Origin of the sequence: Aurantimonas coralicida DSM 14790 (assembly GCF_000421645.1) — a bacterium.
Classification (GTDB): Bacteria; Pseudomonadota; Alphaproteobacteria; order Rhizobiales; family Rhizobiaceae; genus Aurantimonas; species Aurantimonas coralicida.
The window spans coordinates 517,624-544,158 of sequence record NZ_ATXK01000001.1 but is presented as its reverse complement, the minus strand read 5'-3'; the positions used below and the strand labels follow the sequence as shown (position 1 = coordinate 544,158).

28 protein-coding genes are annotated in these 26,535 nt (G+C 65.4%); 5 read left to right on the top strand and 23 right to left on the bottom strand.

What is annotated here, in order from left to right:
• Positions 1-96: 96 nt before the first annotated feature.
• The 9 genes from H536_RS0102575 to H536_RS0102535 all read right to left on the bottom strand — a co-directional run bounded on the left by H536_RS0102575 (position 97) and on the right by H536_RS0102535 (position 9,754).
• Complete coding sequence (locus tag H536_RS0102575) at positions 97-501, bottom strand: F0F1 ATP synthase subunit epsilon (protein ID WP_024348973.1); 405 nt, start codon at positions 499-501, stop codon at positions 97-99.
• Positions 502-605: 104 nt separating this feature from the next.
• A complete protein-coding gene (atpD, locus tag H536_RS0102570; RefSeq protein WP_024348972.1) occupies positions 606-2,060 on the bottom strand; it encodes a F0F1 ATP synthase subunit beta in 1,455 nt (484 codons plus the stop codon).
• Between the two features lie 21 nt (positions 2,061-2,081).
• The gene (locus H536_RS0102565; protein WP_024348971.1) at positions 2,082-2,951 is read right to left on the bottom strand and encodes a F0F1 ATP synthase subunit gamma; all 870 of its coding nucleotides are present in this window, start codon (positions 2,949-2,951) and stop codon (positions 2,082-2,084) included.
• Between the two features lie 67 nt (positions 2,952-3,018).
• Entirely contained in the window at positions 3,019-4,548 is a 1,530-nt protein-coding gene (gene atpA / locus H536_RS0102560; protein ID WP_024348970.1) for a F0F1 ATP synthase subunit alpha, read from the bottom strand.
• Positions 4,548-5,108 (bottom strand): F0F1 ATP synthase subunit delta, encoded by a 561-nt coding sequence (locus H536_RS0102555; RefSeq protein ID WP_009208616.1) that lies wholly within the window; start codon positions 5,106-5,108, stop codon positions 4,548-4,550. The genes atpA and H536_RS0102555 overlap by 1 nt, the downstream gene beginning before the upstream one ends.
• A 213-nt stretch (positions 5,109-5,321) precedes the next feature.
• Positions 5,322-5,717 carry an AGROH133_08824 family phage infection protein gene (locus tag H536_RS0102550; RefSeq protein ID WP_024348969.1) on the bottom strand — a complete coding sequence of 132 codons (396 nt, stop codon included), beginning with the start codon at positions 5,715-5,717 and terminating at the stop codon, positions 5,322-5,324.
• A 115-nt stretch (positions 5,718-5,832) separates the two neighbouring features.
• Positions 5,833-6,813, bottom strand: a complete 981-nt coding sequence (locus H536_RS0102545; protein WP_024348968.1) for a DUF808 domain-containing protein — start codon at positions 6,811-6,813, stop codon at positions 5,833-5,835.
• Between the two features lie 125 nt (positions 6,814-6,938).
• The gene (locus H536_RS0102540) at positions 6,939-7,538 is read right to left on the bottom strand and encodes a hypothetical protein (RefSeq protein ID WP_155898360.1); all 600 of its coding nucleotides are present in this window, start codon (positions 7,536-7,538) and stop codon (positions 6,939-6,941) included.
• 23 nt (positions 7,539-7,561) lie between these two features.
• Positions 7,562-9,754, bottom strand: coding sequence for a primosomal protein N' (locus H536_RS0102535; protein WP_024348966.1), 2,193 nt, complete (start codon positions 9,752-9,754; stop codon positions 7,562-7,564).
• A 291-nt stretch (positions 9,755-10,045) separates the two neighbouring features.
• On the opposite strand from H536_RS0102535, the gene fsa reads away from it, so the two are divergent.
• Positions 10,046-10,699, top strand: coding sequence for a fructose-6-phosphate aldolase (gene fsa, locus H536_RS0102530; protein ID WP_024348965.1), 654 nt, complete (start codon positions 10,046-10,048; stop codon positions 10,697-10,699).
• A gap of 84 nt (positions 10,700-10,783) precedes the next feature.
• Here the strand turns inward: fsa and dps are convergent, their stop codons facing one another.
• Complete coding sequence (gene dps, locus H536_RS0102525; protein WP_035694428.1) at positions 10,784-11,284, bottom strand: DNA starvation/stationary phase protection protein Dps; 501 nt, start codon at positions 11,282-11,284, stop codon at positions 10,784-10,786.
• 249 nt (positions 11,285-11,533) lie between these two features.
• Between dps and H536_RS0102520 the strand changes: the two genes are divergently transcribed.
• Positions 11,534-12,208 carry an SDR family oxidoreductase gene (locus tag H536_RS0102520; RefSeq protein ID WP_024348963.1) on the top strand — a complete coding sequence of 225 codons (675 nt, stop codon included), beginning with the start codon at positions 11,534-11,536 and terminating at the stop codon, positions 12,206-12,208.
• A 22-nt stretch (positions 12,209-12,230) separates the two neighbouring features.
• Here the strand turns inward: H536_RS0102520 and H536_RS0102515 are convergent, their stop codons facing one another.
• The 12 genes from H536_RS0102515 to H536_RS24890 form a co-directional block, all read right to left on the bottom strand.
• Positions 12,231-12,695 carry a DUF302 domain-containing protein gene (locus tag H536_RS0102515; RefSeq protein ID WP_051141484.1) on the bottom strand — a complete coding sequence of 155 codons (465 nt, stop codon included), beginning with the start codon at positions 12,693-12,695 and terminating at the stop codon, positions 12,231-12,233.
• Between the two features lie 46 nt (positions 12,696-12,741).
• Complete coding sequence (gene msrA / locus H536_RS0102510; protein WP_051141483.1) at positions 12,742-13,368, bottom strand: peptide-methionine (S)-S-oxide reductase MsrA; 627 nt, start codon at positions 13,366-13,368, stop codon at positions 12,742-12,744.
• A 191-nt stretch (positions 13,369-13,559) separates the two neighbouring features.
• Positions 13,560-13,985, bottom strand: coding sequence for a GlcG/HbpS family heme-binding protein (locus tag H536_RS0102505; RefSeq protein ID WP_024348960.1), 426 nt, complete (start codon positions 13,983-13,985; stop codon positions 13,560-13,562).
• Between the two features lie 54 nt (positions 13,986-14,039).
• Positions 14,040-14,372, bottom strand: a complete 333-nt coding sequence (locus H536_RS22345) for a hypothetical protein (protein WP_024348959.1) — start codon at positions 14,370-14,372, stop codon at positions 14,040-14,042.
• Between the two features lie 136 nt (positions 14,373-14,508).
• Entirely contained in the window at positions 14,509-15,795 is a 1,287-nt protein-coding gene (locus H536_RS0102495) for an Hsp70 family protein (protein ID WP_024348958.1), read from the bottom strand.
• Between the two features lie 880 nt (positions 15,796-16,675).
• Complete coding sequence (locus tag H536_RS24240) at positions 16,676-17,524, bottom strand: hypothetical protein (RefSeq protein WP_155898359.1); 849 nt, start codon at positions 17,522-17,524, stop codon at positions 16,676-16,678.
• Between the two features lie 332 nt (positions 17,525-17,856).
• Positions 17,857-18,096, bottom strand: coding sequence for a hypothetical protein (locus tag H536_RS0102485; RefSeq protein WP_024348957.1), 240 nt, complete (start codon positions 18,094-18,096; stop codon positions 17,857-17,859).
• A gap of 96 nt (positions 18,097-18,192) precedes the next feature.
• A complete protein-coding gene (locus tag H536_RS22340) occupies positions 18,193-18,522 on the bottom strand; it encodes a GIY-YIG nuclease family protein (protein WP_035694518.1) in 330 nt (109 codons plus the stop codon).
• A 509-nt stretch (positions 18,523-19,031) separates the two neighbouring features.
• The gene (locus H536_RS0102475; protein ID WP_024348955.1) at positions 19,032-19,319 is read right to left on the bottom strand and encodes a type II toxin-antitoxin system RelE/ParE family toxin; all 288 of its coding nucleotides are present in this window, start codon (positions 19,317-19,319) and stop codon (positions 19,032-19,034) included.
• 2 nt (positions 19,320-19,321) lie between these two features.
• Complete coding sequence (locus H536_RS0102470; RefSeq protein ID WP_024348954.1) at positions 19,322-19,567, bottom strand: ribbon-helix-helix domain-containing protein; 246 nt, start codon at positions 19,565-19,567, stop codon at positions 19,322-19,324.
• 98 nt (positions 19,568-19,665) lie between these two features.
• Positions 19,666-21,477 carry a translation elongation factor 4 gene (gene lepA, locus H536_RS0102465; RefSeq protein ID WP_024348953.1) on the bottom strand — a complete coding sequence of 604 codons (1,812 nt, stop codon included), beginning with the start codon at positions 21,475-21,477 and terminating at the stop codon, positions 19,666-19,668.
• Positions 21,478-21,629: 152 nt separating this feature from the next.
• The gene (locus tag H536_RS24890; protein ID WP_156421782.1) at positions 21,630-22,088 is read right to left on the bottom strand and encodes a twin-arginine translocation signal domain-containing protein; all 459 of its coding nucleotides are present in this window, start codon (positions 22,086-22,088) and stop codon (positions 21,630-21,632) included.
• A 230-nt stretch (positions 22,089-22,318) separates the two neighbouring features.
• On the opposite strand from H536_RS24890, the gene H536_RS0102455 reads away from it, so the two are divergent.
• Positions 22,319-22,795: a CYTH domain-containing protein gene (locus H536_RS0102455; protein ID WP_024348951.1), complete on the top strand. Its 477-nt coding sequence runs from the start codon at positions 22,319-22,321 to the stop codon at positions 22,793-22,795.
• 100 nt (positions 22,796-22,895) lie between these two features.
• Positions 22,896-23,816 carry a CHAD domain-containing protein gene (locus tag H536_RS0102450; protein WP_024348950.1) on the top strand — a complete coding sequence of 307 codons (921 nt, stop codon included), beginning with the start codon at positions 22,896-22,898 and terminating at the stop codon, positions 23,814-23,816.
• Positions 23,817-24,053: 237 nt separating this feature from the next.
• Here the strand turns inward: H536_RS0102450 and H536_RS0102445 are convergent, their stop codons facing one another.
• A complete protein-coding gene (locus tag H536_RS0102445) occupies positions 24,054-25,073 on the bottom strand; it encodes a PRC-barrel domain-containing protein (protein WP_035694423.1) in 1,020 nt (339 codons plus the stop codon).
• Positions 25,074-25,434: 361 nt separating this feature from the next.
• Between H536_RS0102445 and H536_RS0102440 the strand changes: the two genes are divergently transcribed.
• Positions 25,435-26,514, top strand: a complete 1,080-nt coding sequence (locus H536_RS0102440) for an endonuclease/exonuclease/phosphatase family protein (RefSeq protein ID WP_024348948.1) — start codon at positions 25,435-25,437, stop codon at positions 26,512-26,514.
• Positions 26,515-26,535: the final 21 nt, after the last annotated feature.

Here is a 26,535-nt window from a genome sequence, read left to right as displayed (position 1 = left end):
GCTCGTGTGACCGGCGCCGTGGAAAGCGCGGGGCCGACACGCCATAAAAAAAGGCCGGCTGAGAGCCGGCCTTTGTCGATCAATTGGTCGTCGCCGTCAGACGCCGGCGGCGGTCCGAGCTTCGCGAAGCTGCGCGAGGGAATGCTGCGCCTTGGCCTTCGCCTCCGGGGTGACGGCGTCGGCGACATCCTCTTCCGCGTCGCGGATCTGGCCGTCGAGCTCGGCACTGTCGAGCTGGTCGACCGGGGTCGCACGCTCGGCCAGCAGGGTGAAGCCATTCTCGTTGACGTCAGCGAAGCCGCCGAGAACGAAGATCCGCTGTTCCGCGCCGCCTTCGAGAGTCGCAACGACGACACCCGGCTTCAACGTCGTCATGACCGGCGCATGATGCGCCATGACCGTGAAATAGCCTTCGGCGCCGGGCACGTTGACCGCCGTCACTGCTTCCGACAGGAGCAGCTGCTCGGGAGAGACGAGTTCGAACTGGAAGCTGTCAGCCATCTGTCGCTTGCCTGTCTGGCTCCGCACCGACAATGGCGGCAGAGCACTTCATGGAATGGGGAAAGCGGACGCTGCCCGCTTTCCTTCAGTTCGGTCGTTCAGGCTTACGCGGCTTCCGCAGCCAGGCGCTGAGCCTTCTCGACGGCCATCTCGATGGAGCCGACCATGTAGAAGGCGGCTTCCGGCAGATGATCGTATTCGCCGGCCACGAGGCCCTTGAACGACTTGATCGTGTCTTCCAGCGGAACCAGCTGGCCCGGCGCGCCGGTGAAGACTTCCGCGACGAAGAAGGGCTGCGACAGGAAGCGCTCGATCTTGCGGGCGCGGGCCACCGTCAGCTTGTCCTCTTCGGACAGCTCGTCCATGCCGAGAATGGCGATGATGTCCTGCAGCGACTTGTACTTCTGCAGGATTTCCTGGACGCGGCGGGCCACATCGTAATGCTCCTCACCGATGATCATCGGCGACAGCATGCGCGAGTTGGAGTCCAGCGGATCCACGGCCGGGTAGATGCCCTTTTCGGAGATGGCGCGGTTGAGAACCGTCGTCGCATCCAGATGGGCGAAGGACGTTGCCGGAGCCGGATCGGTCAGATCGTCGGCCGGCACGTAAATGGCCTGCACCGAGGTGATCGAACCCTTGTTGGTGGTCGTGATGCGCTCCTGCATCTGGCCCATGTCGGTCGCCAGCGTCGGCTGATAGCCCACGGCCGACGGAATACGACCGAGCAGCGCCGACACCTCGGAACCCGCCTGGGTGAAGCGGAAGATGTTGTCGACGAAGAACAGAACGTCCTGACCCTGGTCGCGGAAATGCTCGGCGATGGTCAGACCGGTCAGCGCGACGCGGGCGCGGGCACCGGGAGGCTCGTTCATCTGACCGTAGACCAGCGCAGCCTTCGAACCCTCGGCCGAACCGTTGTTCTCGTGCGGGTCCTTGTTCACGCCGGATTCGATCATCTCGTGGTAGAGATCGTTACCTTCGCGGGTGCGCTCGCCGACGCCGGCGAAGACGGAATAACCGCCGTGCGCCTTGGCGACGTTGTTGATCAGTTCCTGGATCAGAACGGTCTTGCCGACGCCGGCGCCGCCGAACAGGCCGATCTTGCCGCCGCGGGCATAGGGAGCCAGGAGGTCGATGACCTTGATGCCGGTGACCAGGATCTGGCTCTCCGGCGACTGTTCGATATAGGCCGGGGCTTCCTGGTGGATGCCGCGCTTGGATTCGTACTTGATCGGGCCGACTTCGTCGATCGGCTCGCCGATGACGTTCATGATGCGGCCGAGCGTACCGTCACCGACCGGCACCTCGATCGGGCCGCCGGTATCGGTGACCGGCTGGCCGCGAACCAGACCCTCGGTCAGATCCATGGCGATCGTGCGAACGGTGTTCTCGCCGAGATGCTGCGCGACCTCGAGCACCAGGCGGTTGCCATGGTTGTCGCACTCGAGAGCGTTCAGGATCGCCGGCAGGCCTTCGTCGAACTCCACGTCGACGACGGCGCCGATGACCTGGGCGACGCGGCCCGTCGAGCCGGTTGTGTTTGTGTTGTCAGCCATCGGTGGCCTCCTCTCAGATACCTAGAGCGCCTCGGCGCCCGAAATGATTTCGACCAGTTCCGTCGTGATCTGCGCCTGACGCTGCCGGTTGTAGGAGACCGACAGACGGTCGATCATGTCCCCGGCGTTGCGCGTGGCGTTGTCCATCGCCGACATCCGCGCACCCTGTTCGGATGCCGCGTTCTCCAGCAATGCATGCAGGACCTGAATCTTGATGTTGCGCGGGATGAGGTCCTCGAGGATCTCGCCCGGCTCAGGCTCGTACTCGTAGATCGTGGAGACGTTCTCTTCGGCGCCGGTATCGACCGATGCGGGAATCAGGCGCTGACGCGTCGGGATCTGCGTCACGACGTTCTGGAACGCGGAGTAGAACACCGAGCAGACGTCGAACTCGCCCTTTTCGTAGAGATCGATGATTGTCTGGCCGATCTCCTCGGCGTGCTCGAAGCCGACACGCTTGGCTTCGCGAAGGTCAGTGCGCTCGATGACCTTGGAGGCCAGATCGCGGCGCATCTGGTCCCAGCCCTTCTTGCCGACGACCATGAACTTCACGGTCTTGCCGGCCGCCTCCAGCTCGCGCTGATGCGAGCGGGCCAGCTTGACGATGGACGAGTTGAAACCGCCGCACAGGCCGCGATCAGCCGTGCAGACGACGAGCAGATGGACATCGTCCTTGCCGTTCCCGACCATCAACGGAGGACCATCGCCCTCCATGGCGCCGGAAATGTTGGCGAGGACCGCTGCCATGCGGTCGGCATAGGGCCGCGCGGCCTGCGCTGCCTCTTCCGCCCGGCGCAGCTTGGCCGCCGCGACCATCTGCATGGCCTTGGTGATCTTCTGCGTGGACTTCACCGACGCGATGCGGTTCCGCAGATCCTTCAGGGATGCCATGGCTTGGCGCTATCTCCCGCTGGCTTGGCTTCGCCCCAATGGGCGAAGCTCAGGCAGGTTTTCTGGCTCAGGCGAAGTTCTTGGCGAAGCTGTCGATCGCCGACTTCAGCTTGGCGCGGAGGTCGTCCGAGAGCGCCTTTTCGGTGGCGATCTGGTCGAGAACGGCCTTGTGCTCGCTGCGCAGCGAATTCAGCAGACCCTCTTCGAACTCGCCGACCTGGTCGACCCGGAGCTTGTCGAGATAGCCCTGGGTGCCGGCGAAGATCACCGCGACCTGCTCTTCGGTCTTCAGCGGCGAGAACTGCGGCTGCTTGAGCAGTTCCGTCAGGCGCGCACCGCGGTTGAGAAGACGTTGGGTTGCGGCATCGAGATCGGAGCCGAACTGCGCAAAGGCCGCCATCTCGCGGTACTGTGCGAGCTCGCCCTTGATCGAACCGGCAACCTGCTTCATCGCCTTGATCTGCGCCGACGAACCAACGCGCGACACCGAAAGGCCGACGTTCACTGCCGGGCGGACGCCCTGGAAGAACAGCGTGGTCTCGAGGAAGATCTGGCCGTCGGTGATCGAGATCACGTTGGTCGGAATGTAGGCCGACACGTCGCCGGCCTGGGTCTCGATGACCGGCAGTGCGGTGAGGGAACCTGCGCCCAGCTCGTCATTGAGCTTGGCGGCACGCTCCAGCAGGCGCGAATGCAGGTAGAAGACGTCGCCCGGATAGGCTTCGCGGCCCGGCGGGCGGCGCAGCAGCAGCGACATCTGGCGATAGGAGACGGCCTGCTTGGACAGATCGTCATAGGCGATCACGGCGTGCATCGCGTTGTCGCGGAAGAACTCGCCGATGGCACAGCCGGTGAACGGCGCGATGTACTGCATCGGTGCCGGGTCGGACGCGGTGGCGGCGATGACCACCGAATACTCCATCGCACCGCGCTCTTCGAGCGTGCGAACGAACTGCGCGACGGTCGAGCGCTTCTGGCCGACGGCGACGTAGATGCAGTAGAGCTTGTCGGCTTCGCGGTCTTCGTCATGCGCCGGTTTCTGGTTCAGGAAGGTGTCCAGAATGATGGCGGTTTTGCCGGTCTGACGGTCACCGATGACGAGCTCGCGCTGGCCGCGGCCGATCGGGATCAGAGCGTCGATGGACTTGAGGCCCGTCGACATCGGCTCGTGCACGGATTTGCGCGGGATGATGCCCGGCGCCTTGACGTCGACGCGGCGGCGCTCGGTGGACTCGATCGGGCCCTTGCCGTCGATCGGGTTGCCGAGACCATCGACCACGCGGCCCAGAAGGCCCTTGCCGACCGGCACTTCCACGATGTTGCCGGTGCGCTTGACGGTGTCGCCTTCCTTGATGGCCCGGTCCGAGCCGAAGATGACGACGCCGACATTGTCGGCTTCAAGGTTCAGAGCCATGCCCTGAATGCCACCGGGGAACTCGACCATCTCGCCAGCCTGGCAGTTGTCGAGCCCGTAGACGCGGGCGATACCATCACCGACCGACAGAACCTGTCCGACTTCCGAGACTTCCGCCTCGGAACCGAAGTTCTTGATCTGGTCCTTGAGGATTGCGGAAATTTCCGCGGCGCGGATGTCCATCAGCCGACCTCTTTCAGTGCAAGCTTAAGCGAATTGAGTTTGGTGCGAAGCGAGGTGTCGACCTGGCGCGACCCGATCCGGACGATGAGTCCGCCGAGGATTGCCGGGTCGACGCTTTCGCGCATGGTCACGGTCTTGCCGGCGTAGGAGCCGACAGCCTCGGCGAGCTGACTGCGCTGCTCGTCGGTGAGGGGATGAGCACTGGTCACCTCCGCGGCGATCTCGCCGCGGTGATCGGCCGCCATCTTGCGGAAGCCGCGGACCATGCCCGGAAAAGCGAACAGGCGACGGTTGGCCGCCACGACGCGCAGGAAATTGCCGGTGAGCTCGCTCGGCTGGACCGACGCCATGACGGCATCGATCGCCCTGAGCTGCTCGCCCGACGTGAAGGCCGGGCTCTCAACCAGCCGCCGGAAGTCGGCGCTTTCGTCGATCAGTCCCTGAAAAGCGACGAGCTCGGACTCGACGGTTTCGACCGCGCCGTTGTCACGTGCGAGTTCGAAGAGGGACTGGGCGTAGCGGTCTGCGACCCCCGAAACGGGAGAGGATGATTGTGCCACGGACGACCGTTTCTCTTTCGCGTTCCGTTCAAGCTGTTCGTTGCGCCCCGAAGCGAGATCGCCCCAAAATCTTGAAACCGTTAATTGAATACCGGGAGGCGCGCGAGCAAGTCACGCCGTCCTTCCGAAGACAGGGGACCCTCTAGCATAGGGTTTTCCCGGCGACAACTTGGCTTCGGTGCGGTTTGGGCCGCAAATTCGCGCATTCCGGCGTCAGTTGGGGATGAAGCCGAAAACCGGCGCCAGCGCTGCCCCAGCCAGTGCCAGCGCGACGAGCAGGAACACCCAGTTGAACAGGGTGGCGCCGCGGTCGGACAGGATCGATACAAAGCGGCCGAAGCCGGTGAACAGCCAGCCGGCGCCCAGCGCCATCTGAACGAAGGGCTGATTGTAGAAGGCCACCGTGACGATCCCGACGCCCAGCCAGAAGCCGGCGATCGTCGCGCGTGATTCTGCCAGTGCTTCCGGATGGGTCTGACGTGTCTCCAGCCGCAGAAATCGCAGCGTGATTCGTGGCGCAAAGAGTGCGACCAGGCCCATGAGGATGGTGATGCAGGCGGCCCCGAAGGGCAGCATGTCGGCGTTGGTCTGCGGCAGGGCGAAGTCCATCGGGGCTCCATTGGCGGGATCGGCTGGCCCGCGGCCTTATAGAGGCGCACCCGCCAAGGTGAAAGGGCCGTCAAGAGCCGGTGCAGAGGACCCTGGATAAGGCCGGTGAGTGCTCTCAGGCGAAGAGGCCGTTCAGCCGTTTCCACGTCGGTGCGACGACATAGCCGATCACGGGAATCAATGCCCCGCCAGTCACCAGGCCGACGATGCCGGCGCCGGTGGCGGAGACGATCCAGTGGACGGCACCGGTGAGGACCGGAACCGCGTGGGCAGCGACTTCCGCCAGATGTTCGATCGTGTGGCCGATCCACGGCGCGCCATAGCCTTCGAGCCCATGCACGATGATGCCACCGCCGACCCAGATCATCGCAGCGGTCCCGACGACCGTCAGGGCCTTGAGGAAGAACGGCATGCCAACCACGAGGCCACGACCGATGCCGCGCAAGAGACTGCCGAAGATCGATTCCGACTGGTTGCCCGCCAGCGCGACGCCGACGTCGTCGGCCTTCACGATGATCGCGACGCTGCCATAGACGACGGCGGTGATCCCGATGCCGACGAGTGCGAGAACGGCAACTTGAGTCCAGAAGCCGCCGACCTCGAGGCCGGAGAGGGTGATCGCCATGATTTCGGCGGAGAGAATGAAGTCGGTCTTGATGGCACTGGTGACCTTGCGGTCCTCCAGCGTCTTCGCGTTCACGGCCTTGCCGATTTCTTCCTCGTGAGCGTGGGCCTTGTGCGGGAACAGGGCCTCATAGACCTTCTCTGCCCCCTCATAGGACAGATAGAGGCCGCCGAGCATGAGCAGCGGGGTGATCGCCCAGGGGGCGAAGTAGCTGAGCGCCAGGGCGATCGGCAGCAGGAAGATCAGCTTGTTCTTTAGCGAACCGACGGCGATCTTGCCGACGATCGGCAGTTCGCGCTCTGCAGCGAAACCGGTGACGTAGCGCGGGGTGACGGCCGCATCGTCGATGACAACGCCGGCGGCCTTGGTGCCGGCCTTGGCCGCCTGACCCGCCACGTCATCCAGCGAGGCTGCGGCCACCTTGGCTAGACCCGCAAGGTCATCGAGCAGCGCGATCAGTCCAATACTCACGTCATCTGCCTCATAGCCGAATCAATATCCAAGCGCGTGAAGCCGATCGGCCGTGGCGCGAAGCCGCAAAGCTGGCGCGCTCCATGGAAAGGTCCAGTGGTGGGGTCCAGGTCGGCGCGGTCCCGTTAGCTCCGGCACTCGCCGACGATCTCGACCTGTTCCTTCTTGTCACCCCAGTACACGGTCATGCTTCCCTCGAATTCCGGGGTCTCGTTGGCCCGGTCGCGGACGACGCTGATGACGAGATTGACGTTGATCCGCGGTTCGCCGGCCGATCGCCAGACGGTGACCACGGCTCCATCCTTGGTCGCGGCGGTCCGGCCCTTCTCGAGTTCACGCACGAGACCGTTGGCCATGACATAGCCGCGTTCGAGACCGGCCTGGCTGCCATCGACCATGGTGAGGAAGACGAAAGGCGCCGGCGCACCCTCCAGCGTGTCTTCCCCATGACGGTTCGGGTCGGTGAAGGTGCAGCGGCTGGTCAGCGGAAACCAGTGCATCAGGCCGAGGACCAGAACGCGTGGCGTCTCAGTGGCATTCAGCGACGGCGTCTGTCCGGGCTTCGGCGGAGCAAAGGGCGATGTCTCGAGGCGAACAGCGTTTTCGGAAGATGCGTCCTGCGCCAGTGCGGGCACGCAAGCCGGCAGACCGATCGCGCATGCCATCGCTACCGCCATGATCTTCTTCGTGCCACCATCCCGCATGCGCATCGTTCTCTCCCTCATGCCCGCTCGTCCTTCCACTTGTCCTATAGAAAGCTTTGCGGGTCCACGTCGACCTGCATCTGTACCGATCCCCGCGGGCGGGGAGCGGCAGCGATCAGGGCCCGCAGGAACCCCTGGATATGCGCCTTGCGTGGCGCGTGGACGAGGAGCCGGAACCGGTGACGGCCGCGCAGCACGGCCAAGGGCGCTTCCGCCGGTCCCAGAACCTCGATCGCGGAATCCTGAGGCGCGGCGCGGCGCAGTTCCCGGCCGTATTCTTCCGCTTCCCTGCGGCTGTTCGCCGACACGATGATGCTGGCGAGCCGTCCGAAGGGGGGAAGGCTTGTGCGTTCACGCTCGTTGACCTCGCGCTCGTAGAACCGCTTCGCGTCGCCCGAAGCGATCGCCTGCATCACCGGGTGTTCGGGCTGCCAGGTCTGGATCATGCCGCGGCTGGCGCGCCCGCCGCTGCGTCCGGCTCGGCCCGTTACCTGATGGAGGAGCTGGAAGGTACGCTCGGCGGCACGCGGGTCGCCATTGGCGAGCCCCAGATCGGCGTCGATCGCCCCAACGAGCGTCATCATCGGGAAATGGTGACCCTTGGCGACGAGTTGGGTGCCGATGACGATGTCGGCCTCCCCATCGGCGATGGCGTCGAGTTCGCGGCGAAGGCGCCTTGCGCCGCCGGGCAGGTCCGAGGACAGGAGGATCGTCCGGGCGTCCGGAAAATCGGTGAGCATTTCTTCGGCGATGCGTTCCACCCCCGGGCCGCAGGCAACCAGATGATCGAGCGTCCCGCATTCCGGGCAGGCCTCGGGCCGGGGCACTGCGAAACCGCAATGGTGGCACTGCAACTGACCGCGCAGGCGATGGTCGACGAGCCAGGTCGAGCAGTCGGGGCACTGGAACCGATGGCCGCAGACCCGGCACAGTGTCAACGGCGCATAACCGCGTCGATTGAGGAACAGCAGCGCCTGCTCGCCCTTGGCGACGGTTTCCGCGATCGCAGTGGCGAGCACCGGGGAGACGAAGCGGCCCCTGGCCGGGGGGGCGCTACGCATGTCAATCAGCGAAAGGTCCGGCATCGCGGCCTCGGCGAAGCGGCCGGTGAGGCGCACATGACCGTAGCGTCCGGACGCCGCGTTGACGCGCGTCTCCACCGATGGTGTCGCGGAGGCGAGAATGATCGGAAATGCGCCGATCGAGGCGCGAACCACCGCCATGTCGCGGGCGTGATAGAAGGTTCGATCTTCCTGCTTGTAGGCCGGATCATGCTCTTCATCGACGATGATGAGGCCGAGATCGTTGAACGGCAGGAACAATGCCGAGCGTGCGCCGGCGACGATGCGGACCCGGCCCTCGGCGATCTGGCGCCAGACCTTCTCGCGCTGGCGCGGCGGGACGTCGGAATGCCACTCCGCCGGCGGAGCTCCGAAGCGGGCATGGAACCGGTCGATGAAGCTCTGGGTCAGGGCGATCTCCGGAAGCAGGATCAGCACCTGGCGGCCCTTTTCCAACGCCGCGGCGACAGCCTCGAAATAGACCTCGGTCTTGCCCGAACCGGTAACGCCCTCCAGCAGCGTCGCGGTGAAGCCATCGACGGCGACCGTTGCCGCCAGCGCATCAGCGGCCGCTCTCTGGTCCTCGTTCAAGTTGGCACGGCCATAGGTCGTGTCGGGTTCTGCGACGGCAGGGGGCGGAGGCAGGCGGACGCGCTCGAACACGCCCTGCTTGATCAGCCCGTCCACCACCGACGTGGTGACCCCCGCGGCATGAGCCAGGCCGAGCCGTGCCCAGGTCGGGGCTTCGGCTGCCGTCGCCAGAACCCGCTCGCGCGCCTCGGTCAGGCGGCTTGGTGGTGTGTCGGTGAGAGCGATGCCGTCGATCCATGGCTCAGGATCGAAGGCCGCAGGTGCGCGCAGGGCCATGCGGGCCACGAGGCCGGGGGGCGACAGCGTATAATCCGCGACCCAGTCGATGAACCGGCGCATGGTGTGGTCGAGGGGAGGGCAATCGAACACCTTGGTAATCGACCGCAGCTTGCGCGGATCGACATCGTCGGTGACCCCATCCCAGACGACGCCCGCGACCTGCCTCGGCCCGAGAGGCACCTGGACGATCGACCCGGGCTGGACGGACATGCCGTCCGGCACCGCATAGGAGTACGGCCGATTGCCCGGCAGCGGGACAAGAACCGGCACCGTGGTCGTCGCAAAGAGCTGGCCGGTCTGATTCAAATGACTGCGTCCGGTCGTAAGAACTTGGGTGGGCGGGGCTGCGAGGTTTCGAATCGCTGCGGCCGCGGGCCAGTCTATGCAGGTGGGAGGCCCCTCGAAAGGAAAGCCGCGCTCGCAGGGCGGCGCCACGTCTCAACTGGCGGCGGATACGGTGATCTGCAAGTCCGCCCGGCATGTTCTCGGCCGACCGCCGGCCCCTATATGAAGAGAAGAAGCCGGTCGCATGTAGCGCGAACCGGGGCCGGGCTGTTATGCATCCCGCGAATGATCACCGAGCCGAATGAGGGCGCCATGAAATTCTTTGTCGATACTGCCGATCTTTCCGAGATCAAGGACCTGTCCGAAACGGGTCTGATCGACGGAGTGACCACCAATCCGTCGCTGATCATGAAGGCCGACCGGCCGATGAAGGATATCATCGCCGAGATCTGCGAGATCGTCGACGGTCCGGTATCCGCCGAGGTCACCGCGGTCGAGACCGACGAAATGATCCGCGAGGGCAAGCTCCTTGCCGGCATCGCGGAGAATGTCTGCATCAAGCTGCCGCTGACGCTCGCCGGGCTCAAGGCGTGCAAGGAGCTGACCGACGAGGGTTTCCAGACCAATGTCACGCTGTGCTTCTCGGCGGTGCAGGCGCTGCTCGCCGCCAAGGCCGGTGCCACCTACATCTCGCCGTTCATCGGCCGGCTCGATGACATCAATATCGACGGCATGGGGCTGATCGCCGACATCCGGCGGATCTACGACAATTACGGTTTCGAGACCGAGATCCTCGCAGCCTCGATCCGGACATCGAACCATGTTCGTGAAGCCGCACTGCTCGGCGCCGACGTGGCGACCGTCCCGCCCGCGACCCTGAAGGGCCTCGTGAAGCATCCGCTGACCGACAAGGGTCTCGATGCCTTCCTGGCCGATTGGAAGAAGACCGGCCAGACGATCGCCTGATCCGAACACACAGGTCATCGATATGAGAAAGGGCGGTGTCGCAAGACACCGCCCTTTCGTGTTTCACGCTCACTCAGACGGCGCTTACGCCTGGAAATGGCTCTCCATGAAGTAGATGCCCTTGTCGAGGCCACGGCCGATCGCGGTGAGCAGGTCCTCGGTCAGCGGATCGCCGGCTTCCGAGGCTTCCTCGATGCCCTCCGCGACGGCCGCGCTCCACTTGGCGTAGCTCTCGGTCAGCCGCTTGAGGTGATCCTCGGACTTTACGAGGTCGAGCGGGTAGGGGTCGAGAAGCGAGTTCTCGGAGGCCGCCTGCACGGTGCCGTGGGCCTGGCCGCCGATCGCGGTCAGTCGCTCGGCGATGGTGTCGACATATTCCTCGGTCTCTTCGTGCAGATCGTCGAACAGCTCGTGGACGGCGATGAAGTTCATGCCCTTCACGTTCCAGTGGGCCTGCTTGGTCTGGTAGGTGATGTCGACGGCGGTCGCGAGGTGCGTCTGCAGGAGTTCGACCATCGATCCGCGGATGTTCTCCGAGATCGGGTTCATGGTCTTGTGCATCTTCGTCTTGGTGGTCTTGGCCATGGTGGCTCCTTGCGCTCAGGTCCCGCCGCCGCTCGCTGCGATGGGGGACGAAATGTGTTGTTCGCTTCGATAATCGATCCTGCCGATAACGGTTCCATCTGCGACCAACCGCCAAGGAGATTTCGCCCGTTCAAGATGCCGTTCGGCGGGCGCTCGCCCTTCCCAAAATCCGTTCGATGCCCAACTGCCGCGACGATGCGGGTCTTGCCCTGACGGCAACGACCCGAACGGATTCAACGGAGTATCAAAATGAAGACCATGCTCATCACTGGCGCCTCGACCGGGATCGGTGCCGCGACGGCGCGACGTGCTGTCGCGGCCGGCTATCGGGTCGCCCTTGCGGCCCGCTCGAAGGACAAGCTCGATGGTCTCGTCACCGAACTCGGCGAAGACAACGCGATGGCAGTTGCCTGCGACGTCAGCGATTACGCCGCGCAGCAGGCGATGACTGCGGCGGTGCTCGAGCGCTTCGCCAGCATCGACGTGGTGTTCGCGAATGCTGGGGTCGGTTCCAATTCGTCCGGCACGGCCAAGGGGGATGTCGAGGACTGGCACCGGATGGTGACCACCAATGTGCTCGGCGTCATGTACACGGTGAAGGCGACTCATGATGCCGTCGTCGCAGCAAAGGGGCATTACGTCCTCACCGGGTCGATCGCCGGCCGCAAGGTGCTTGCCGGGTCGATCTACGGCGCGACCAAATGGGCGATCACCGGCTACGGCCAGAACCTGCGCGAGGAACTGCGCGACGACGGGGTGAAGGTGACGCTGATCGAGCCCGGCATGGTCGACACGCCCTTCTTCGACCAGCGCAAACCCGACGCCATGCAGGCCGACGACGTCGCCGGTGCGGTCCTATACGCGATCTCGCAGCCGGAGAACGTGCTGACGGGCGAGATCTGGATCGAGCCGATGAAGCGCTGAGCAGCGCCGGGGCGGCGGACCGCTACTGGTCCGCCGATGCCGCGGTCGTCAGCTTGTCCAGCGCGCCCTGCATAGCCTTGATCGACGGATGGTCGGGTGCGAAGCCGTAGCGTTCGGCAAGCTCGGCCGGATCGACATAGCCAAGCATGGTGACGCCGTCCTCCTCCCAGACCAGTACCTTCTGGGGCAGGTCGATGGCGACGCGCCGGTTCTCGGCGATCAGCGGCGTGCCGAGCTTCGGATTGCCGAAGATGACCAGTGTCGTCGCCGGGATCCCGGTGTCGATGGTCGCGGCGTTGGCCTGGTGATCGACGGTCGCCATGACCTTTGCACCGGCCTTGTTTACCGCCGCGGTCAGGGCGGACACCGTGTCCGCCACCGACCTGGCACTCTGCTTCGTCACCCAGTCATCCGCCGCCCTAGCCGGCATGCTTATGACGAGCAGCGCGGCGGTGACGGTGGCGATTGCGCCGATGGGAGATCGCATGGGGCTCATCCTCTAGACGGGTGACAGGCTTGGCGCAGGTGGGCGATCAGCCCATGGCGTCCTTGATGCCCTGATAGGCCTTGTCGCCCCATACGTCCCGGACCCGGGCGTTGCGACCGCAGCTGAAGCGGTAGTACTTATATTTCAGCGCATTCTTCTTGTAGTAATCCTGGTGGTAGCCTTCAGCGGGCCAGAAGGTCGGGGCCGAGTTGATGGGGGTCACCACTTTCGGCAGATCCTTGGCGATGGCGGCCTTGGAGGCCTTGGCCTTCTGCACCTGGCTCTGATCGGTCGCGAAGATCGCCGTCGTATAGGCGTGGCCGCGGTCGCAGAACTGGCCGCCGGCGTCGGTCGGATCGACGGAATGCCAGAACACGTTGAGCAGCTGATCGTAGCTGACGCGCTTCGGATCGTAGGTGATCTTCACCGCTTCGACGTGGCCGGGGTGGTTCTGGTAAGTGGGGTTCTGGTTCTGCCCGCCGATATAGCCGGAGGTGGTGTCGAGGACGCCGGCGACGTGGTCGAAGTCGCTCTCGACACACCAGAAGCAACCACCGGCGAAGATCGCGGTCTCGGTGCTCTGGGCGGCGACGCCGCTCGGCATCAGGCTGGCGCCTGCCGCGAGGGCTGCGGCGGCGAGGCCCGCCAATGCGAATCCGGTTCGTCCTGCCATGGTCTCGTTCCCTTGCTGGTCTGGGGCCGCCGCCCGTGTCGGCACCATTGGTGCGCGATCGGAGGCTGCGGGCTCAACACAAGCTTCGGTGAGGCGGGGCGAATTGTTTCAGGCGGGACGACAAAAAGATCGGTGGGCGGTGTCGATGCGGCGAGATTTCCCCGCCGCATCGGAATCGCTGGACGGAAGGCTCAGCCGCCGTCGGCGGTGAAGCCGGCGGCCTCGATGCCGGCGGTGGCGGCGGCCTCGTCATTGTCGGAGGTGTCGCCGGTGATGCCGACGGCGCCGAGGATGACATTGCCTTCGCCGCGGATCAGGACGCCGCCCGGCACCGGCACCAGCACGCCCTTGGCCAGGGCGTTCATCGACTGGATGAAATAGGGCTGCTGCTCGGCCCGCTGCCAGATCGCCCGCGAGCCCATGCCCATGGCGATGGCGCCATTGGCCTTGCCGGTGGCGATGTCGGGGCGCATGCGGGCCGAGCCGTCGGCGCGCTCCAGCGCGATCAGCGCGCCGCCGGCGTCGAGAACGGCCACGGTCAGCGGCTTGAAGCCCTTGGCGGCGCCCATCTTCATGGCCTCGGCGATGATGATGCGGGCCTTGTCGAGTGTCAGCATGGTGTTTCCCTCCAAATGGATTGCGCCCGGCAGATAGCACAGGCGGGGAGGGAGTCACCTATTGGCGGAGGACGTGCCGCACGGGGCCGGGTGGTGGGTGAAGCGCACGCCGGCCTGGCCCGGACGGCTCCAGATCAACTCGACCTCGTGGGTGGTCCCCTCGGCGAGATCCTGCAGGAGGAAGATGCGCGGCAGATCGACATCGACGATGAATTGCAGCTTGGCGCCGCTGTCGGAGCGGTCGACCATGGCGCAATCGGCGATGATGGCGTTGCGCATGGAGAGGACGCGCTGGGGCCGCAGCCGCGTGCGCACCCGGCGGGCGCTGCGCTTGTCGCGACCCTGAAAGCCGGTCGCCTTGCCCCATCTGGCCAGCAAACTGCCCATAGCTCTCACCGCGTCTGTTCCTTGCAAGAGTATCGCCGGAATTCGTTAACCGGGCACAACCCGGCCGGTAGAATCCGGCGGAAAACCGCGTCCTGTGGTCGCAGCCGGCCGGCCGCTCGCCGGTGGCCGTTCCGGCTCAGGCGAAGCGGCGGGCGGCGTCGATCGCAAGGCCGAGGCCGACCGAGCCGAAGGCGTCGGACTGGGCGATGCGGGCGGCGGGAAAGCGGGCGGTGGCGGCGGCGCGGACGGCCGGCACCTGGGCACCGCCGCCAGTCAGGATCACCGTCTCGATCGCCTGCGGCCCGACCCCGGCCGTCGTCAGCGCGTCGTCGATGGCGCCGCCGATCCGGCCGACCAGCTCGGCGGAGGCGGCCTCGAACTCGGCGCGGGTGGCGGGCGCCTCCAGGAGCAGGCCGAGCTCCTGCAGCCGGATCGTGGTCGCATCGGTCTCGCTGAGGGCGATCTTGGCGGTCTCGACGGCGCCGGCGAGGCGATGGCCCGAGCGGTGGACGAGCAGATGCTCGAAGCGGGCGAGCTTCTCCGGCTCGGCGGCCTCGCGGGCGAGACCGCGAATGTCGCGCAGGATCTTGGCGGTATAGAGCGTGTTGACCCGGTGCCAGGTGGCCATGTCGTTGAAGTACCAGACCGGCATGCGGCGCTTGCCGTCGGCGGTGTGGCTGCCCATGCCGAGACCCGGCATGACCCGGGCCAGCGACAGCACCCGGTCGAAATCGGTGCCGCCGACATGAACGCCGGTCGAGGCGAGGATGTCGTCCAGCCGGTCGCCGGCGGCGGATTTCGCGCGCTCGGGCGACAGGCGCACCACCGAAAAGTCCGAGGTGCCGCCGCCGATGTCGACCACCAGGGCGAGCTGCTCGGCCTCGATCCGGCTCTCATAATAGAGCGCGGCGGCGACCGGCTCGAACTGGAACTCGATGTGGCTGAACCCCTCGGCGCGGGCGGCGGCGGCGAGCTGGTCCTCGGCGGTCTGGTCGGCGCCCGCATCGTCGTCGATGAAATGCACCGGCCGGCCGAGCACGACGCGGTCGATGGCGACGGCGTCCGGCCCGCCCTCGCTGCGGGCGGCCTCGGCCTCCAGCTTTCCGCGCAGATGTTTCAGGAAGCGGCCGATCAGCGCCTCGAAGCTCATGCGCTGGCGACCGATCGGGGTGGTCTCGGCCATCAGCGAGGTGCCGAGGATCGATTTCAGCGCTCGCATGAAGCGGCCCTCGGCGCCGTCGACATATTCGAAGATGGCGGCGCGTCCGAAATAGGTGCCGCCATCCTCGAGGCTGAAGAACAGCGCCGACGGGATGGTCGGGCTGTCCGCCTCGACCGGCACCAGCGCCGGCGCGCCGCCGGGCGCCGCAAGCGCCAGGGTGGAATTGGTGGTGCCGAAATCGAGGCCGGGGAAGCGGGGCATTGGTGAAACTCGCGGAAGGAATCGCCCGCGCGCCCGGAACGGGACGGGGCGCAGGCAAAGCAGTCGGGGCAGGGCGGGACGGCGAATCGGAAGCCGCGGTGTCTAGCCGATGCGCGGCCCAAGATGAAGGCGCGCGGACGCATTTCCGCGCCCGATCCGGGCCGGAGCCTGACTGGCCCGTCTCCCGCTGCGGCGGCCGGGGGCCGTTTCGGCGGGATCGTCTGGCCGCCCCGGGCTCCGCCATGGGGCGGGACGGGCGACGGCGCGCCGGAGGCGAACCCTCCGATGTCTTGGTCTTACGGTCCGCCTCCGGCGTGCCGCGCGGTGGGTGCCGGAAACGCGGGCGGGGTCTCGTCACCCGTCCGCCGCCGAACCATTCCCCCGCCGCCGCCGGCTTAAGCCGGGGCGAAGGGTTCCGGGAAGCTGCCGGCAGGAGCACGACCTCCCGCCCGGCAACGTGCCGCCTTCCCCGCAGAACGGAAGGCCGGCTCGGCCGTCACCGGCCCGGTTCCGCCGCTCCGGAGGCGACATGAACCGGCACCGCCCGCCAGGATTGCTCCCTTGGCCCCCGAACGATCCCGGTGATCATTCGCGCCCGTTTCGCGGGCCGGCGGTGAAAGGATGATGCGGGAGGTGGGGAGGGTGGGGAGAAGTTTTTTGTGGGGTAAGCCAACCGGATTATCAAATGCAGCACGTCCTTGCGTCTCCGGAGCCGCGTTTAGCGGGCGTGCAACGGCTCGTTGCAGTGATCTGCCTAGGCGAAGAAGGCTTAAGCGCTGCAAAGTGCCGATCTGGCAGATGCCATTGTCAAAGCGTAATCCAAATAAGTTCCGTAACTTCTCTGCAATTGGTAGCAACCTCTCGCCGAGAAATTTATACTTTATGAAGCTGGCTCTTTCCCGGAGCCCGGCGCTGAGTAAAGTGCAGCAAGTGGGCTAGTGGTCGTCGGCGGTACGGTTGAAAGCGACTTAAGCATTTCAGTCACTGCAGTCCCCACCAAGCCAAAGATGGCGATTGCGTCATCAGTGGATAGGATCACATCCGGATGTATAAGGGGATTGCGGAACCGGTTGGAGATTTCCCGCAGCAAAAAGAGAATATTCTCGTCGCCCTTCCCAGCCTGTTTCATCGCATTCACGTACACAGCGATGTTGCGAACTTTCGGCGGCGCTTTACCGCTTACCTCTTGAGCGTAGTATCTCCTAAGGACGGTTTCTAGAACGCGGAAAACATGAAACCCCGCAGCTGTCGAATTCTCGTACGCGAGACACTTGCCAGCCTCACGTGCGTCAAATATCGCATCAGGAACTTTAACTCCCAGATCATTAGGGAACATGGTTTCCCCATTGATCAGAAGAGACCATGAGTCGTAGGCGCCCTTTTGAGACACGAAATATGCGTGAATTATAGCGAGTTCTGACAATAGTGTTACTTTATACTGTTCGAATGATGTTTTAAGTGCAAGCATCTCTAAATGCGTAATCATTCGTTCGAGATCTGGATCGCTGGTTATGGAATGAAGCCGGTTGAATAGGTCTTGCGACCAACCGTACGAAACGCGAAGGTGTGGGGCGTAGAACGTGTTTGTATATAGTTCTTGAATAGCGTTCTGGGCCGTCAGTGCAGGAAGCTGAATAATTCGATATGGTGTCTCTTGAACAGTCAGGGCGCCGAGTGGTTCGATACGAGTTGCTAAATTGTAAATGTAGCTAAGAGAAATTCTGATCATGATCCGCCTCTCAGATTAATATTACGGCATGGTGGGTTGTTATTGATCGATATTATTTGGTGGATAGTATGATATAGGGTTGCTGTTCGGAATATACTCATCCGCAACTACGAAGTTGCATGATGAATTGCCTAGATCTTGAATGAAGAGATCCAGATATACAATGCGTATAGCCGGGCAAATGGGTGCCCCAGTAATGCGCCTCCAGTTGCGCCCTCGCTCCATCCATACGAATCTTGAAGGCGAACAGACGACCTCTTGAGGTTTCGGACGGTCCGCAACCACCCTAAGCACCTGTTTCATTTGGTGGCTCTGGTACCGGGACCCGCAAATCAACCCTTAACGAAGACGATCAGCACGACGAGCGCGGTGATCCAGACGAACAGTCCGAACCAGCCCGCCATGTTGGACTCGACCAGTATGCTGCCATCGGTTTCGCGTCGGAAGCCGAACCAGTTGAAGCCACCCTCGCTGCTGCGGAGCGTCTGGACCCTGAGCTTGCCGAAACTCAGGGCGGGCAGGAGGTATCGAGCGGTGGTGTAGCCGACGACGTCGCCGATCATGTCGAACACGGTTGGGTATCCTCATCGCTGGCCGGCAGGCTGGTGCGTTGTCGCCATGGTTCGACAGGCTCACCATGAGGGTGCAGGGGGCGGCGGATCGTTGCGTCAGTCAAGCGTGGCGGGTGGCTGTCGGCGGAGGTCCGGGCCGGTGCGGGTGGCGGCGAGGGTGGGGAGGCAGTGGTAGCGCCGGGCGATCAGCGCTTCCTTCTTGGCGCGGGTCCAGCCCTTGATCTGCTGCTCGCGGGCGATGGCGTCGAGCATGCGATCGTAGGTTTCGGTAAAGACCAGGACGACGGGGCAGCGTTTGCGCGTGTAGCCGTCATAGAGGCCTTCATTGTGCTCCCACAGCCGGGCTTCGACCGGCTGTTTCGTGAGGCCGGTGTAGTAGGAGCCGTCGACGCAGCGCAGGATGTAGACCGTGGCTTCGAGCGGCATGGGCTGGTCCCGGTCTGGTGGCGGGGTGCGGCCTTCGGTGGGCTGATCCTTGGACAGGCTCATCCTTCGACAGGCTCATCCTTCGACAAGCTCATCCTTCGACAGGCTCACCCTTCGACAGGCTCAGGATGAGGGATCTGGCGGGGCGAGGCAATCGGGATCTGGGCGGTGGTGCGTCACCCTCGTGGTACGACAGGCTCACCATGAGGGTGAAGGGGATGGCGTGCCGGCTCTAGCGGCCTGCGCGGTTCGCGTCTGGACGATAGACGAGGAGCCGGGAAGCCGAAGGTGCTGCCAGCGTGCCAGCGAGCCAGAGTGCCGGTGTGGTTGGGAGCTTGGGAGCCTGGAAGCGGCAGCACCTGGCATCTAGACGCGGCGGTTCAGGAACCCCTCATGGTGAGCCTGTCGAACCACGAGGGGTGCCCGGCGTCTCAGCTCGCCGTCTTCAGGGCGGCTATGAAGGCTTCATGCGGCTGGCGGCGGTATCGTACAACGTTCAGGCCGCAACATCACGCGTCGCTCTGCCAGTCCTCGTGGGCGTGGCGGATGCGCAATATGATGATGTCGCCGTCTTCGACGAGGTAGACGACGAGATGCGCCTTGAAGGGATGGATTCGGACCGGCGGGGAGATTTCCTGACGCTCACGGGCCATTCGGGGACTGGCGGCGAGCAGCGCAAAACGCGCGAACAGTTCGTCGTGATAGCGGCGCGCCTGCCGGTGGCCGAAGAGACGGATGCCGGCTTCGGCGATCGCGACGAGGTCGTCTTCCGCCGCACGCGTCAGCCGAAAGCCCATGCTCAGTCCGGTCGGTCGGCGCGCGCCTCGGCTTCGGCGAACAGGGCATCGGGGGAGCGGTTGCCGATCCCGCTGGCGAGGGCCTCGTCGACCCTGCACTGCATCGCCGCGATCGCGTCCCGGCGCTGCTTTTCCCTGTCGATGAGATCGCGCACGAAGTCGCCAGCGTCGGCATAGTGGCCGGATTTGGCCTGGTCCTCCACCCATTGCTTCATGGGATCAGACAGGGACAGTTTCACCGACGCCATCGCATCTCTCCATGCCCCGCATCTGGGAGGGACGGGCGCGATCTGTCAATCCGGTCGCCCGGCTGCCTGGCCGCGACCGGTGCCAGTGATGCGCCGCCCTAGCTGTCCATCTTCAAAGCGGCGATGAAGGCTTCCTGGGGGATGTCGACCTTGCCGAACTGGCGCATGCGCTTCTTGCCCTCTTTCTGCTTGTCGAGGAGCTTGCGCTTTCTTGAGGCGTCGCCGCCGTAGCATTTGGCGGTGACGTCCTTGCGCAGGGCCGAGATGGTCTCGCGGGCGATCACCTTGCCGCCGATCGCCGCCTGGATCGGGATCTTGAAGAGGTGGTTGGGGATCAGCTCCTTCAGCTTCTCGCACATGCCGCGGCCGCGGCGCTCGGCCTGGCTGCGGTGGACGAGCATGGAGAGCGCGTCGACCGGCTCGCCATTGACCATGATCGACATCTTGACGAGGTCGCCCTCGCGGTAGTCGGCCATGTGGTAGTCGAAGGAGGCGTAGCCCTTGGAGATGGATTTCAGCCGGTCGTAGAAGTCGAAGACCACCTCGTTGAGCGGCAGCTCGTAGGAGACCATGGCGCGCTTGCCGACATAGGAGAGGTCGGTCTGGTTGCCGCGCCGCTCCTGGCACAGCTGCAGGATGTTGCCGAGATAGTCGTCGGGGGTGAGGATCGTGGCCTTGATCCACGGCTCGTGGATCTCGGCGACCTTCATCACGTCCGGCATGTCGGCCGGGTTGTGCAGCTGGATGGTCGAGCCGTCGGTGAGCTTGATGTCGTAGACGACCGAGGGTGCGGTGGCGATGAGGTCGAGGTCGAACTCGCGCGACAGGCGCTCCTGGACGATCTCCAGATGCAGAAGGCCGAGGAAGCCGCAGCGGAAGCCGAAACCCAGCGCAGCGCTGGATTCCATCTCGTAGGAGAAGCTGGCGTCGTTGAGCCGCAGCTTGCCCATGGCGGCGCGCAGCTCGTCGAAATCGGAGGCGTCGACCGGGAACAGGCCGCAGAAGACGACGGGCTGGGCCGGCTTGAAGCCCGGCAGCATGGACGTCGTCTGGCGCTTGTCGTCGGTGATCGTGTCGCCGACGCGGGTGTCGGCGACTTCCTTGATCGAGGCGGTGATGAAGCCGAGCTCGCCGGGGCCGAGCGCCTCGACCTGGACCATGGCGGGGGTGAAGACGCCGACCCGGTCGACCGGGTAGCGGGCGTCGGTGCCCATCATGCGGATGGTCTGGCCCTTCTTCAGCTCGCCGTCGATGATGCGCACGAGGACGATGACGCCGAGATAGGCGTCGTACCAGCTGTCGACCAGCATCGCCTTGAGCGGCGCCTTGCGGTCGCCCTCGGTGGGGGCGGGCAGGCGGTGGACGATGGCCTCCAGCACGTCCTCGATGCCGAGGCCGGATTTCGCCGAGATCATCACCGCGTCGGAGGCGTCGAGGCCGATGACCTCCTCGATCTGCTCCTTGACCTTGTCGGGCTCGGCGGCCGGCAGGTCGATCTTGTTGAGGACCGGGACGATCTCGAGATTGGCGTCGAGGGCGAGATAGACATTGGCCAGCGTCTGCGCCTCGACGCCCTGCGCCGCGTCGACGACCAGCAGCGCGCCCTCGCAGGCGGCCAGCGAGCGCGACACCTCGTAGGCGAAGTCGACATGGCCGGGCGTGTCGATGAGGTTGAGGACGTAGGTCTCGCCGTTCTTCGCCGTGTAGTGCAGGCGGACGGTCTGGGCCTTGATGGTGATGCCGCGCTCGCGCTCGATATCCATCGAGTCGAGGACCTGGGCCTTCATGTCGCGCAGTTCCAGCCCGCCGGTGGACTGGATCAGCCGGTCGGCAAGGGTCGATTTCCCGTGGTCGATATGGGCGACGATCGAGAAATTGCGGATGTGGTCGAGGGGCGTATTCGCGGGCATGGTGCTCATGTCGCGCGATATAGAGATTTGTAACGGTTCTTGGAAGCGCCGTTTCGCATGGACGGCCAGCGGGCGGGGATATGTGGCCGCGAAGGCGCGGCGGCGGACACCGAAAGTGCCGCCGCCGCCAAGCTCAGGATGGGGCGTTCAGCCTAGTCGCAGATGGTGACCGGGCCGACATCCACGCAGCCCCTGCGGCGATCCCGCCGCCGCCGACGCCGCCTGCGCCGCTCGCGCCGCCGCCGCCTGCGCAGGTCCCGCCGCCGTTCGCGCCGGTTCCGCCGCCGCCGACGCCGCCGCCGACGCCTGCGCCGCCGATCGTCGCGGCGCTGGGCGACCTCGTAGCTGCCATCGTCCTCCCCGTCGGGCAGGTCCGAATCCGGATCGGGCTCCGCCGCGTCGGCAGGGGCCGTCAGAATGACCGTCGGGGCGACGAGCGCCAGACCGCCGGCCACGCCGAGACCGATCAGGAACCGGCGGCGCGACGGCTCGACGGTGTCCTCATCGGGTGGACCGGCATCACGCCGTCCGGCTCCGTATTTCCAAAACATCCATTGCATGCTGTCCTCCAAGTCGACGCCGCATGGCGCCGCGCTGCCGGCTTCGAGCATGACCGGTGCGGCAATCCGGTCGGCCAGGCAGCCCTGCCAGAAAGAAAACATAGATGTATGAGAGATATGGTCCAGTCAAAAATGTCATATTCTGACGGATATGCTCGCAGCGGTGGCATTTTATTCCGCAGAGGAATGTTGGTGATTGCTGCAATGTTGTGTGGCGGAGCGTCGATTCTGGGCCGTCGCGCCGGCAATTGCGGCGTTCCGCGCCGTGCGGGCGGCGGCTGATGGGGCAGGAGATCGAGCGCAAGTTCCTGGTGGCGCATGACGGCTGGCGGGCGCTCGCCACGGGCTCGGCGCAGCTCGAGCAATTCTACCTGTTCAGCCGGGAGGGCGCGTCGGTACGGGTGCGGATCCGCGATGGCGGGGCGGCGCGGCTGACGATCAAGACCGGCCGGGACGGGCTGTCGCGCGGCGAGTTCGAATACGACATTCCGCTGCAGGACGCGGTGGAGCTGCGCGAGAGCCGGGTCGGCAAGCTGGTGGAGAAGACCCGCCATATCGTGCCGCTGGCGGGCGGCTGGCAGGTGGAGGTGGACGTCTTCGCCGGTGCGCTGGACGGGCTAGTGATGGCCGAGATCGAGCTGAAGACGATGGACGACGCGCCGCCGCTGCCGGATTTTCTCGGCCGCGAGGTGACGGGCGACGCGCGCTATTTCAACTCGCAGCTGGCGCTGGAGGGAATGCCGTCGGCGCCGGATTGACGCCGGGCCAGCTTGGCAGGCGGCAACCCGGCGCCATCTTGGCAAAGGCGCGGCCGGCGTGGTCGGTGCGCCGCAGATTCCAGTCGAAGGTGCAGATGCCATGGCCTACAAGCTCGACCCCGCCGCGCCGCTCGATGCCGAGTTCCGGCGCATCGCCGGCGAGCAGCTGCGCCGGGCGGAGCGGGTGCTGGTGGCGACCGACGGCGACCCGAATGCCGCCGTGCACGAGGCCCGCAAGCGGCTGAAGAAGCTGCGCGGGCTGACGCGGCTGGTCCGCGATGCGCGGCCGGCCTTCCATGCGAAGGAAAATGCCCGCTACCGCGACCTGGCGCGAAGCCTGTCGGGGGCACGCGACAGCGGCGCGCTGGTGGAGGCGCTCGACCGGCTCGCGGAGCATTACGGGGCAGAGGTGGCGCCGGCCGTCTTCGAGCATGTGCGCAGCGAACTGATGGCGCGGCGCGAGGCGGCGACGACGCGCGATCTCGGCCCGGCGATCGAGGCGGCGGCGCGCAGCCTCGGGGCGGCCCGCCACAAGCTCGACGGCTTCGTCATCGCCCCCAAGGACAGGGCGGGCGACGCGGCGACGATCATCGCCGAGGGCTTTGCCCGCACCCATGACCGTGCGCGGTCGGCGCTGGCGACGGCGCGCAAGGAGGGCGACGACGAGGCCCTTCACGAGCTGCGCAAGCGGGTCAAATATCACTGGATGCATCTGCGGCTGATCGCACCGCTGTGGCCGGACGCGATCGCGCCGCTGACCAAAGCCGCCAAGGCGGTCGCCGACGGGCTGGGCCTCGACCATGATTATTCCGTGATGCGCCAGGAGATCGCGGCGACGCCGGAGGCCTTCGGCACGCCGCGCGAACTGGCCGTCCTGGCGGCGCTGATCGATCGCCGGCAGGCGGAATTGCGCGTCGCTGCGCTCGATACGGCGCGGCGGCTCCTCGCCGACGATCTGGACGGCGTGAAGACGCGGGTGAAGCGGCTGTACCGGGCCGGGCCAGTTCGAGGGGCGAGCTAGCCCGGCGCGCCGGTCGCCTCGCCGCTGGAGGTCCTGCGTCAGACGGAGTGATCGCAGCGGGGGGTGGAGGCCGACGGACGTCATTGCGCGGTAGGGGCCGGGCGCCATGCGGTGCCCGGTGTCGGCGGTTTGGCGGCGCGGCTCGAAGGACAATGCCCGACCCGGCGATCCGTGCCCGACGCAAAAAGGGCCGCCGGATCAACCGGCGGCCCTTCGTTCATGCGGGAGCGTCGAGGCTTACTGCTGGCCGACGGTGATCCGCGTCTCGTCTTCGAGCTCGGGATACTGATCGTCGTCGAACTCGCTCAGCGCGTCGATCTGGCTCTCAGTGACGTTCGGCGCGATCATGCCGCGGTCGGTCGCCATCAGCGAGGACAGCGGGATCGCCACTTCCTTCTCGCCGAGGCCGAGGAAGCCGCCCGAGCCGATGACGGCGAAGAGACGGTTGTCGACCTTCACGATCTCCTGAATGTCGCCGAGGACTTCGCCATTGGCGCCGATGATGTCGTAATCGGTGACTTCCTCGACGGTCATCTCACGCTCGCTCGAAGAGCCCGGATTGATCGCCATGGTTTCGTTGTCGGTCGCCGAGCGCTCGCCTGCCGTCTCCTCGGCGGTCACACGCTCCTGACGGTCCTGGCTGGCGGCGTTGCCCTGCTGCTGACGATCCGCGGCGGTGTCTTCCGAACCGTCCATCGGCGAACCATCGGCGTTCTGATAGATGATCTTCGGCTCGCCCTTCTCCTGGTTGACGGAGACCTTGGCGTCCTCGCTCTGATAGCGGATCTGCGGGCGCTGGTCGGACTGGCGGACCTGAACATTGGCGTTGGCCTGGTCGACCGTGACATTGGCCTGCTCGTCGCCATCGTCCGAGGTCTCGACCGCGGCATTGCCGGAATCATCGACGGAGACCCGCGGCTCGCCCTGGCTGACTGAGACTTCCGGCTGCGCCATCTCGACGTCGACATTCGGGTCGGGCATGCGGACGGTGATGGTCGGCTGCGGAATGTCGACGCTGATCGTCGGCGCCGGCTGGTTCACCGTAATGGTCGGCTGCGGCTGCGAGACCGAGACGTTGGGATCGGCCTGGTTGACCTGGACGTCGGGCTCGGGAACGTCGACCTTCACCGCGGGGGCATCCGGCTGGACAACAACGTCAGCGGTGGAATTTGCGTTCTCGCTGTTGTTGTCCTGAGCGAAAGCGGTTCCGGTCAGTGCCGAGCCTGCAAGAAGAGTGACGACGAAAATATTACGCATGTAATATTACCTTTCTATTCGATTGGTAACATAACGAAATCTCCGATTGAGATCCCGCTTGCTGGATGATGGCAAAACGGGGGCAGGACCAGTCTGTTCCGTTATTCGTTTTTCGGTTTTTGTAGCCGCGACGTGAAAATGGCGTCACTGACCCAGGGCGATCTGTCCGGGGAGGGCGCGGCCGGAGCGGCCGTCCCGTGCTCTAGGCGGCGCAGCGACGGGCCGGCCGACCCGAGCGACGAACCGGCGCCGGACAGGAGGCGGAGCGGGCCGGGCATGATTCCGAGGGGCAGGGTCGCCGATCCTCGGTCGTGTCCTAGCTGGAATGGCCGCGAAACCGAGGCGAAGGGAAAGGCGCGCCATGAGACAGACCGGTCTGACGATTGCCGTTGCCCTGACCTTGGCGCTCGGCGTGATGACCCTGCTGCCGCTTCTGGAAACCAATGCGTGGTGGGTGCGCTACCTCGATTTCGTTCGCCTGTATGTCGGGGGTGCGCTGCTCGTGCTGATCGCCCTCCTCGGCGCCACCAGGGCCTGGCGGTGGCGAACGGGGGCGGCAATCATGGCTATCTGCGGGGTGCTGGCGGCGCTGCATCTCGCCAAGCTGCATGTCTATATGCCGGTCGTGGCGCCCATGGCCGCCGCTTCCCCCACCTGTCCGTCGGGCTCGGGGCTTTCGGTGATGGTGGCGAACGTCAAGAAGGGCAACCGCGACTTCGCGGCCTTCCGCGACGTGGTCACCGACGCCGACCCGGACATCCTGCTGGTCCTGGAAACGGACCAATGGTGGGATACCCAGCTGGCCGCCCTGCAGGACCGCTACCGGACCAGCATCGAGAGCGTGCCGCAGGCCGTCGAATATTACGGCCTGCATCTGTTTTCCAAATATCCGCTGGCCGATCCGGCGGTGGAATTCTGGTTCGAGACCGGCACGCCGAGCGTGACCGCCGATGTCACGCTGCCGGCCGGCACGGTCCGTTTCATCGGCATTCATCCGCGGCCGCCGCAATCCTTCGAGCATTCCACCGCCCTGCGCGACGGCACGATGGCGCAGGCCGCCCTTGCGGCGGCCGATTCGACCATGCCGACGATCCTGGCCGGCGATTTCAACGCCGTGCCCTGGGAACGCACCTTCCGCCGCATGCTGCGGGTGGGCGGGCTGCTCGATCCGCGGGTCGGACGCGGCTATGTCGCGACCTATGATGCGGAAAGCCCGATCCTCGCCTGGCCGCTCGACCATATCCTGTTCCAGGACGCGATCGGCCTGCGCGGCTTCTCATCGCTGCCCAATGTCGATTCCGACCATTACCCGGTGATGGCCGAATTGTGCCTGGCGCCCGACATGGCGGCCCGGCAGGGCGCCCCCGCCGAAGAGGACGGCGATCGGGAGGAACTGCGCCGGGCGATCGAGGCCGCGCACGACCGCGCGGCGCAGATGTAGGCCGCCAGGCGGGACCGCAAT

Bases quoted from the DNA above. Each gene is read 5' to 3' on its own strand.
- H536_RS0102450 (WP_024348950.1), top strand. From the start codon at position 22,896: ATGGCCTACAAGCTCGACCCCGCCGCGCCGCTCGATGCCGAGTTCCGG.
- H536_RS0102515 (WP_051141484.1), bottom strand. From the start codon at position 12,695: ATGCGATCTCCCATCGGCGCAATCGCCACCGTCACCGCCGCGCTGCTC.
- H536_RS0102505 (WP_024348960.1), bottom strand. From the start codon at position 13,985: ATGCTGACACTCGACAAGGCCCGCATCATCATCGCCGAGGCCATGAAG.
- lepA (WP_024348953.1), bottom strand. From the start codon at position 21,477: ATGCCCGCGAATACGCCCCTCGACCACATCCGCAATTTCTCGATCGTC.
- H536_RS24240 (WP_155898359.1), bottom strand. From the start codon at position 17,524: ATGATCAGAATTTCTCTTAGCTACATTTACAATTTAGCAACTCGTATC.
- H536_RS0102565 (WP_024348971.1), bottom strand. From the start codon at position 2,951: ATGGCATCCCTGAAGGATCTGCGGAACCGCATCGCGTCGGTGAAGTCC.
- H536_RS24890 (WP_156421782.1), bottom strand. From the start codon at position 22,088: ATGCTCGAAGCCGGCAGCGCGGCGCCATGCGGCGTCGACTTGGAGGAC.
- H536_RS0102575 (WP_024348973.1), bottom strand. From the start codon at position 501: ATGGCTGACAGCTTCCAGTTCGAACTCGTCTCTCCCGAGCAGCTGCTC.
- fsa (WP_024348965.1), top strand. From the start codon at position 10,046: ATGAAATTCTTTGTCGATACTGCCGATCTTTCCGAGATCAAGGACCTG.
- H536_RS0102495 (WP_024348958.1), bottom strand. From the start codon at position 15,795: ATGCCCCGCTTCCCCGGCCTCGATTTCGGCACCACCAATTCCACCCTG.
- msrA (WP_051141483.1), bottom strand. From the start codon at position 13,368: ATGGCAGGACGAACCGGATTCGCATTGGCGGGCCTCGCCGCCGCAGCC.
- H536_RS0102475 (WP_024348955.1), bottom strand. From the start codon at position 19,319: ATGGGCTTTCGGCTGACGCGTGCGGCGGAAGACGACCTCGTCGCGATC.
- dps (WP_035694428.1), bottom strand. From the start codon at position 11,284: ATGGCCAAGACCACCAAGACGAAGATGCACAAGACCATGAACCCGATC.
- atpA (WP_024348970.1), bottom strand. From the start codon at position 4,548: ATGGACATCCGCGCCGCGGAAATTTCCGCAATCCTCAAGGACCAGATC.
- H536_RS0102445 (WP_035694423.1), bottom strand. From the start codon at position 25,073: ATGCGTAATATTTTCGTCGTCACTCTTCTTGCAGGCTCGGCACTGACC.
- H536_RS0102455 (WP_024348951.1), top strand. From the start codon at position 22,319: ATGGGGCAGGAGATCGAGCGCAAGTTCCTGGTGGCGCATGACGGCTGG.
- atpD (WP_024348972.1), bottom strand. From the start codon at position 2,060: ATGGCTGACAACACAAACACAACCGGCTCGACGGGCCGCGTCGCCCAG.
- H536_RS0102470 (WP_024348954.1), bottom strand. From the start codon at position 19,567: ATGGCGTCGGTGAAACTGTCCCTGTCTGATCCCATGAAGCAATGGGTG.
- H536_RS0102440 (WP_024348948.1), top strand. From the start codon at position 25,435: ATGAGACAGACCGGTCTGACGATTGCCGTTGCCCTGACCTTGGCGCTC.
- H536_RS0102550 (WP_024348969.1), bottom strand. From the start codon at position 5,717: ATGGACTTCGCCCTGCCGCAGACCAACGCCGACATGCTGCCCTTCGGG.
- H536_RS22340 (WP_035694518.1), bottom strand. From the start codon at position 18,522: ATGCCGCTCGAAGCCACGGTCTACATCCTGCGCTGCGTCGACGGCTCC.
- H536_RS0102520 (WP_024348963.1), top strand. From the start codon at position 11,534: ATGAAGACCATGCTCATCACTGGCGCCTCGACCGGGATCGGTGCCGCG.
- H536_RS0102540 (WP_155898360.1), bottom strand. From the start codon at position 7,538: ATGAGGGAGAGAACGATGCGCATGCGGGATGGTGGCACGAAGAAGATC.
- H536_RS22345 (WP_024348959.1), bottom strand. From the start codon at position 14,372: ATGGGCAGTTTGCTGGCCAGATGGGGCAAGGCGACCGGCTTTCAGGGT.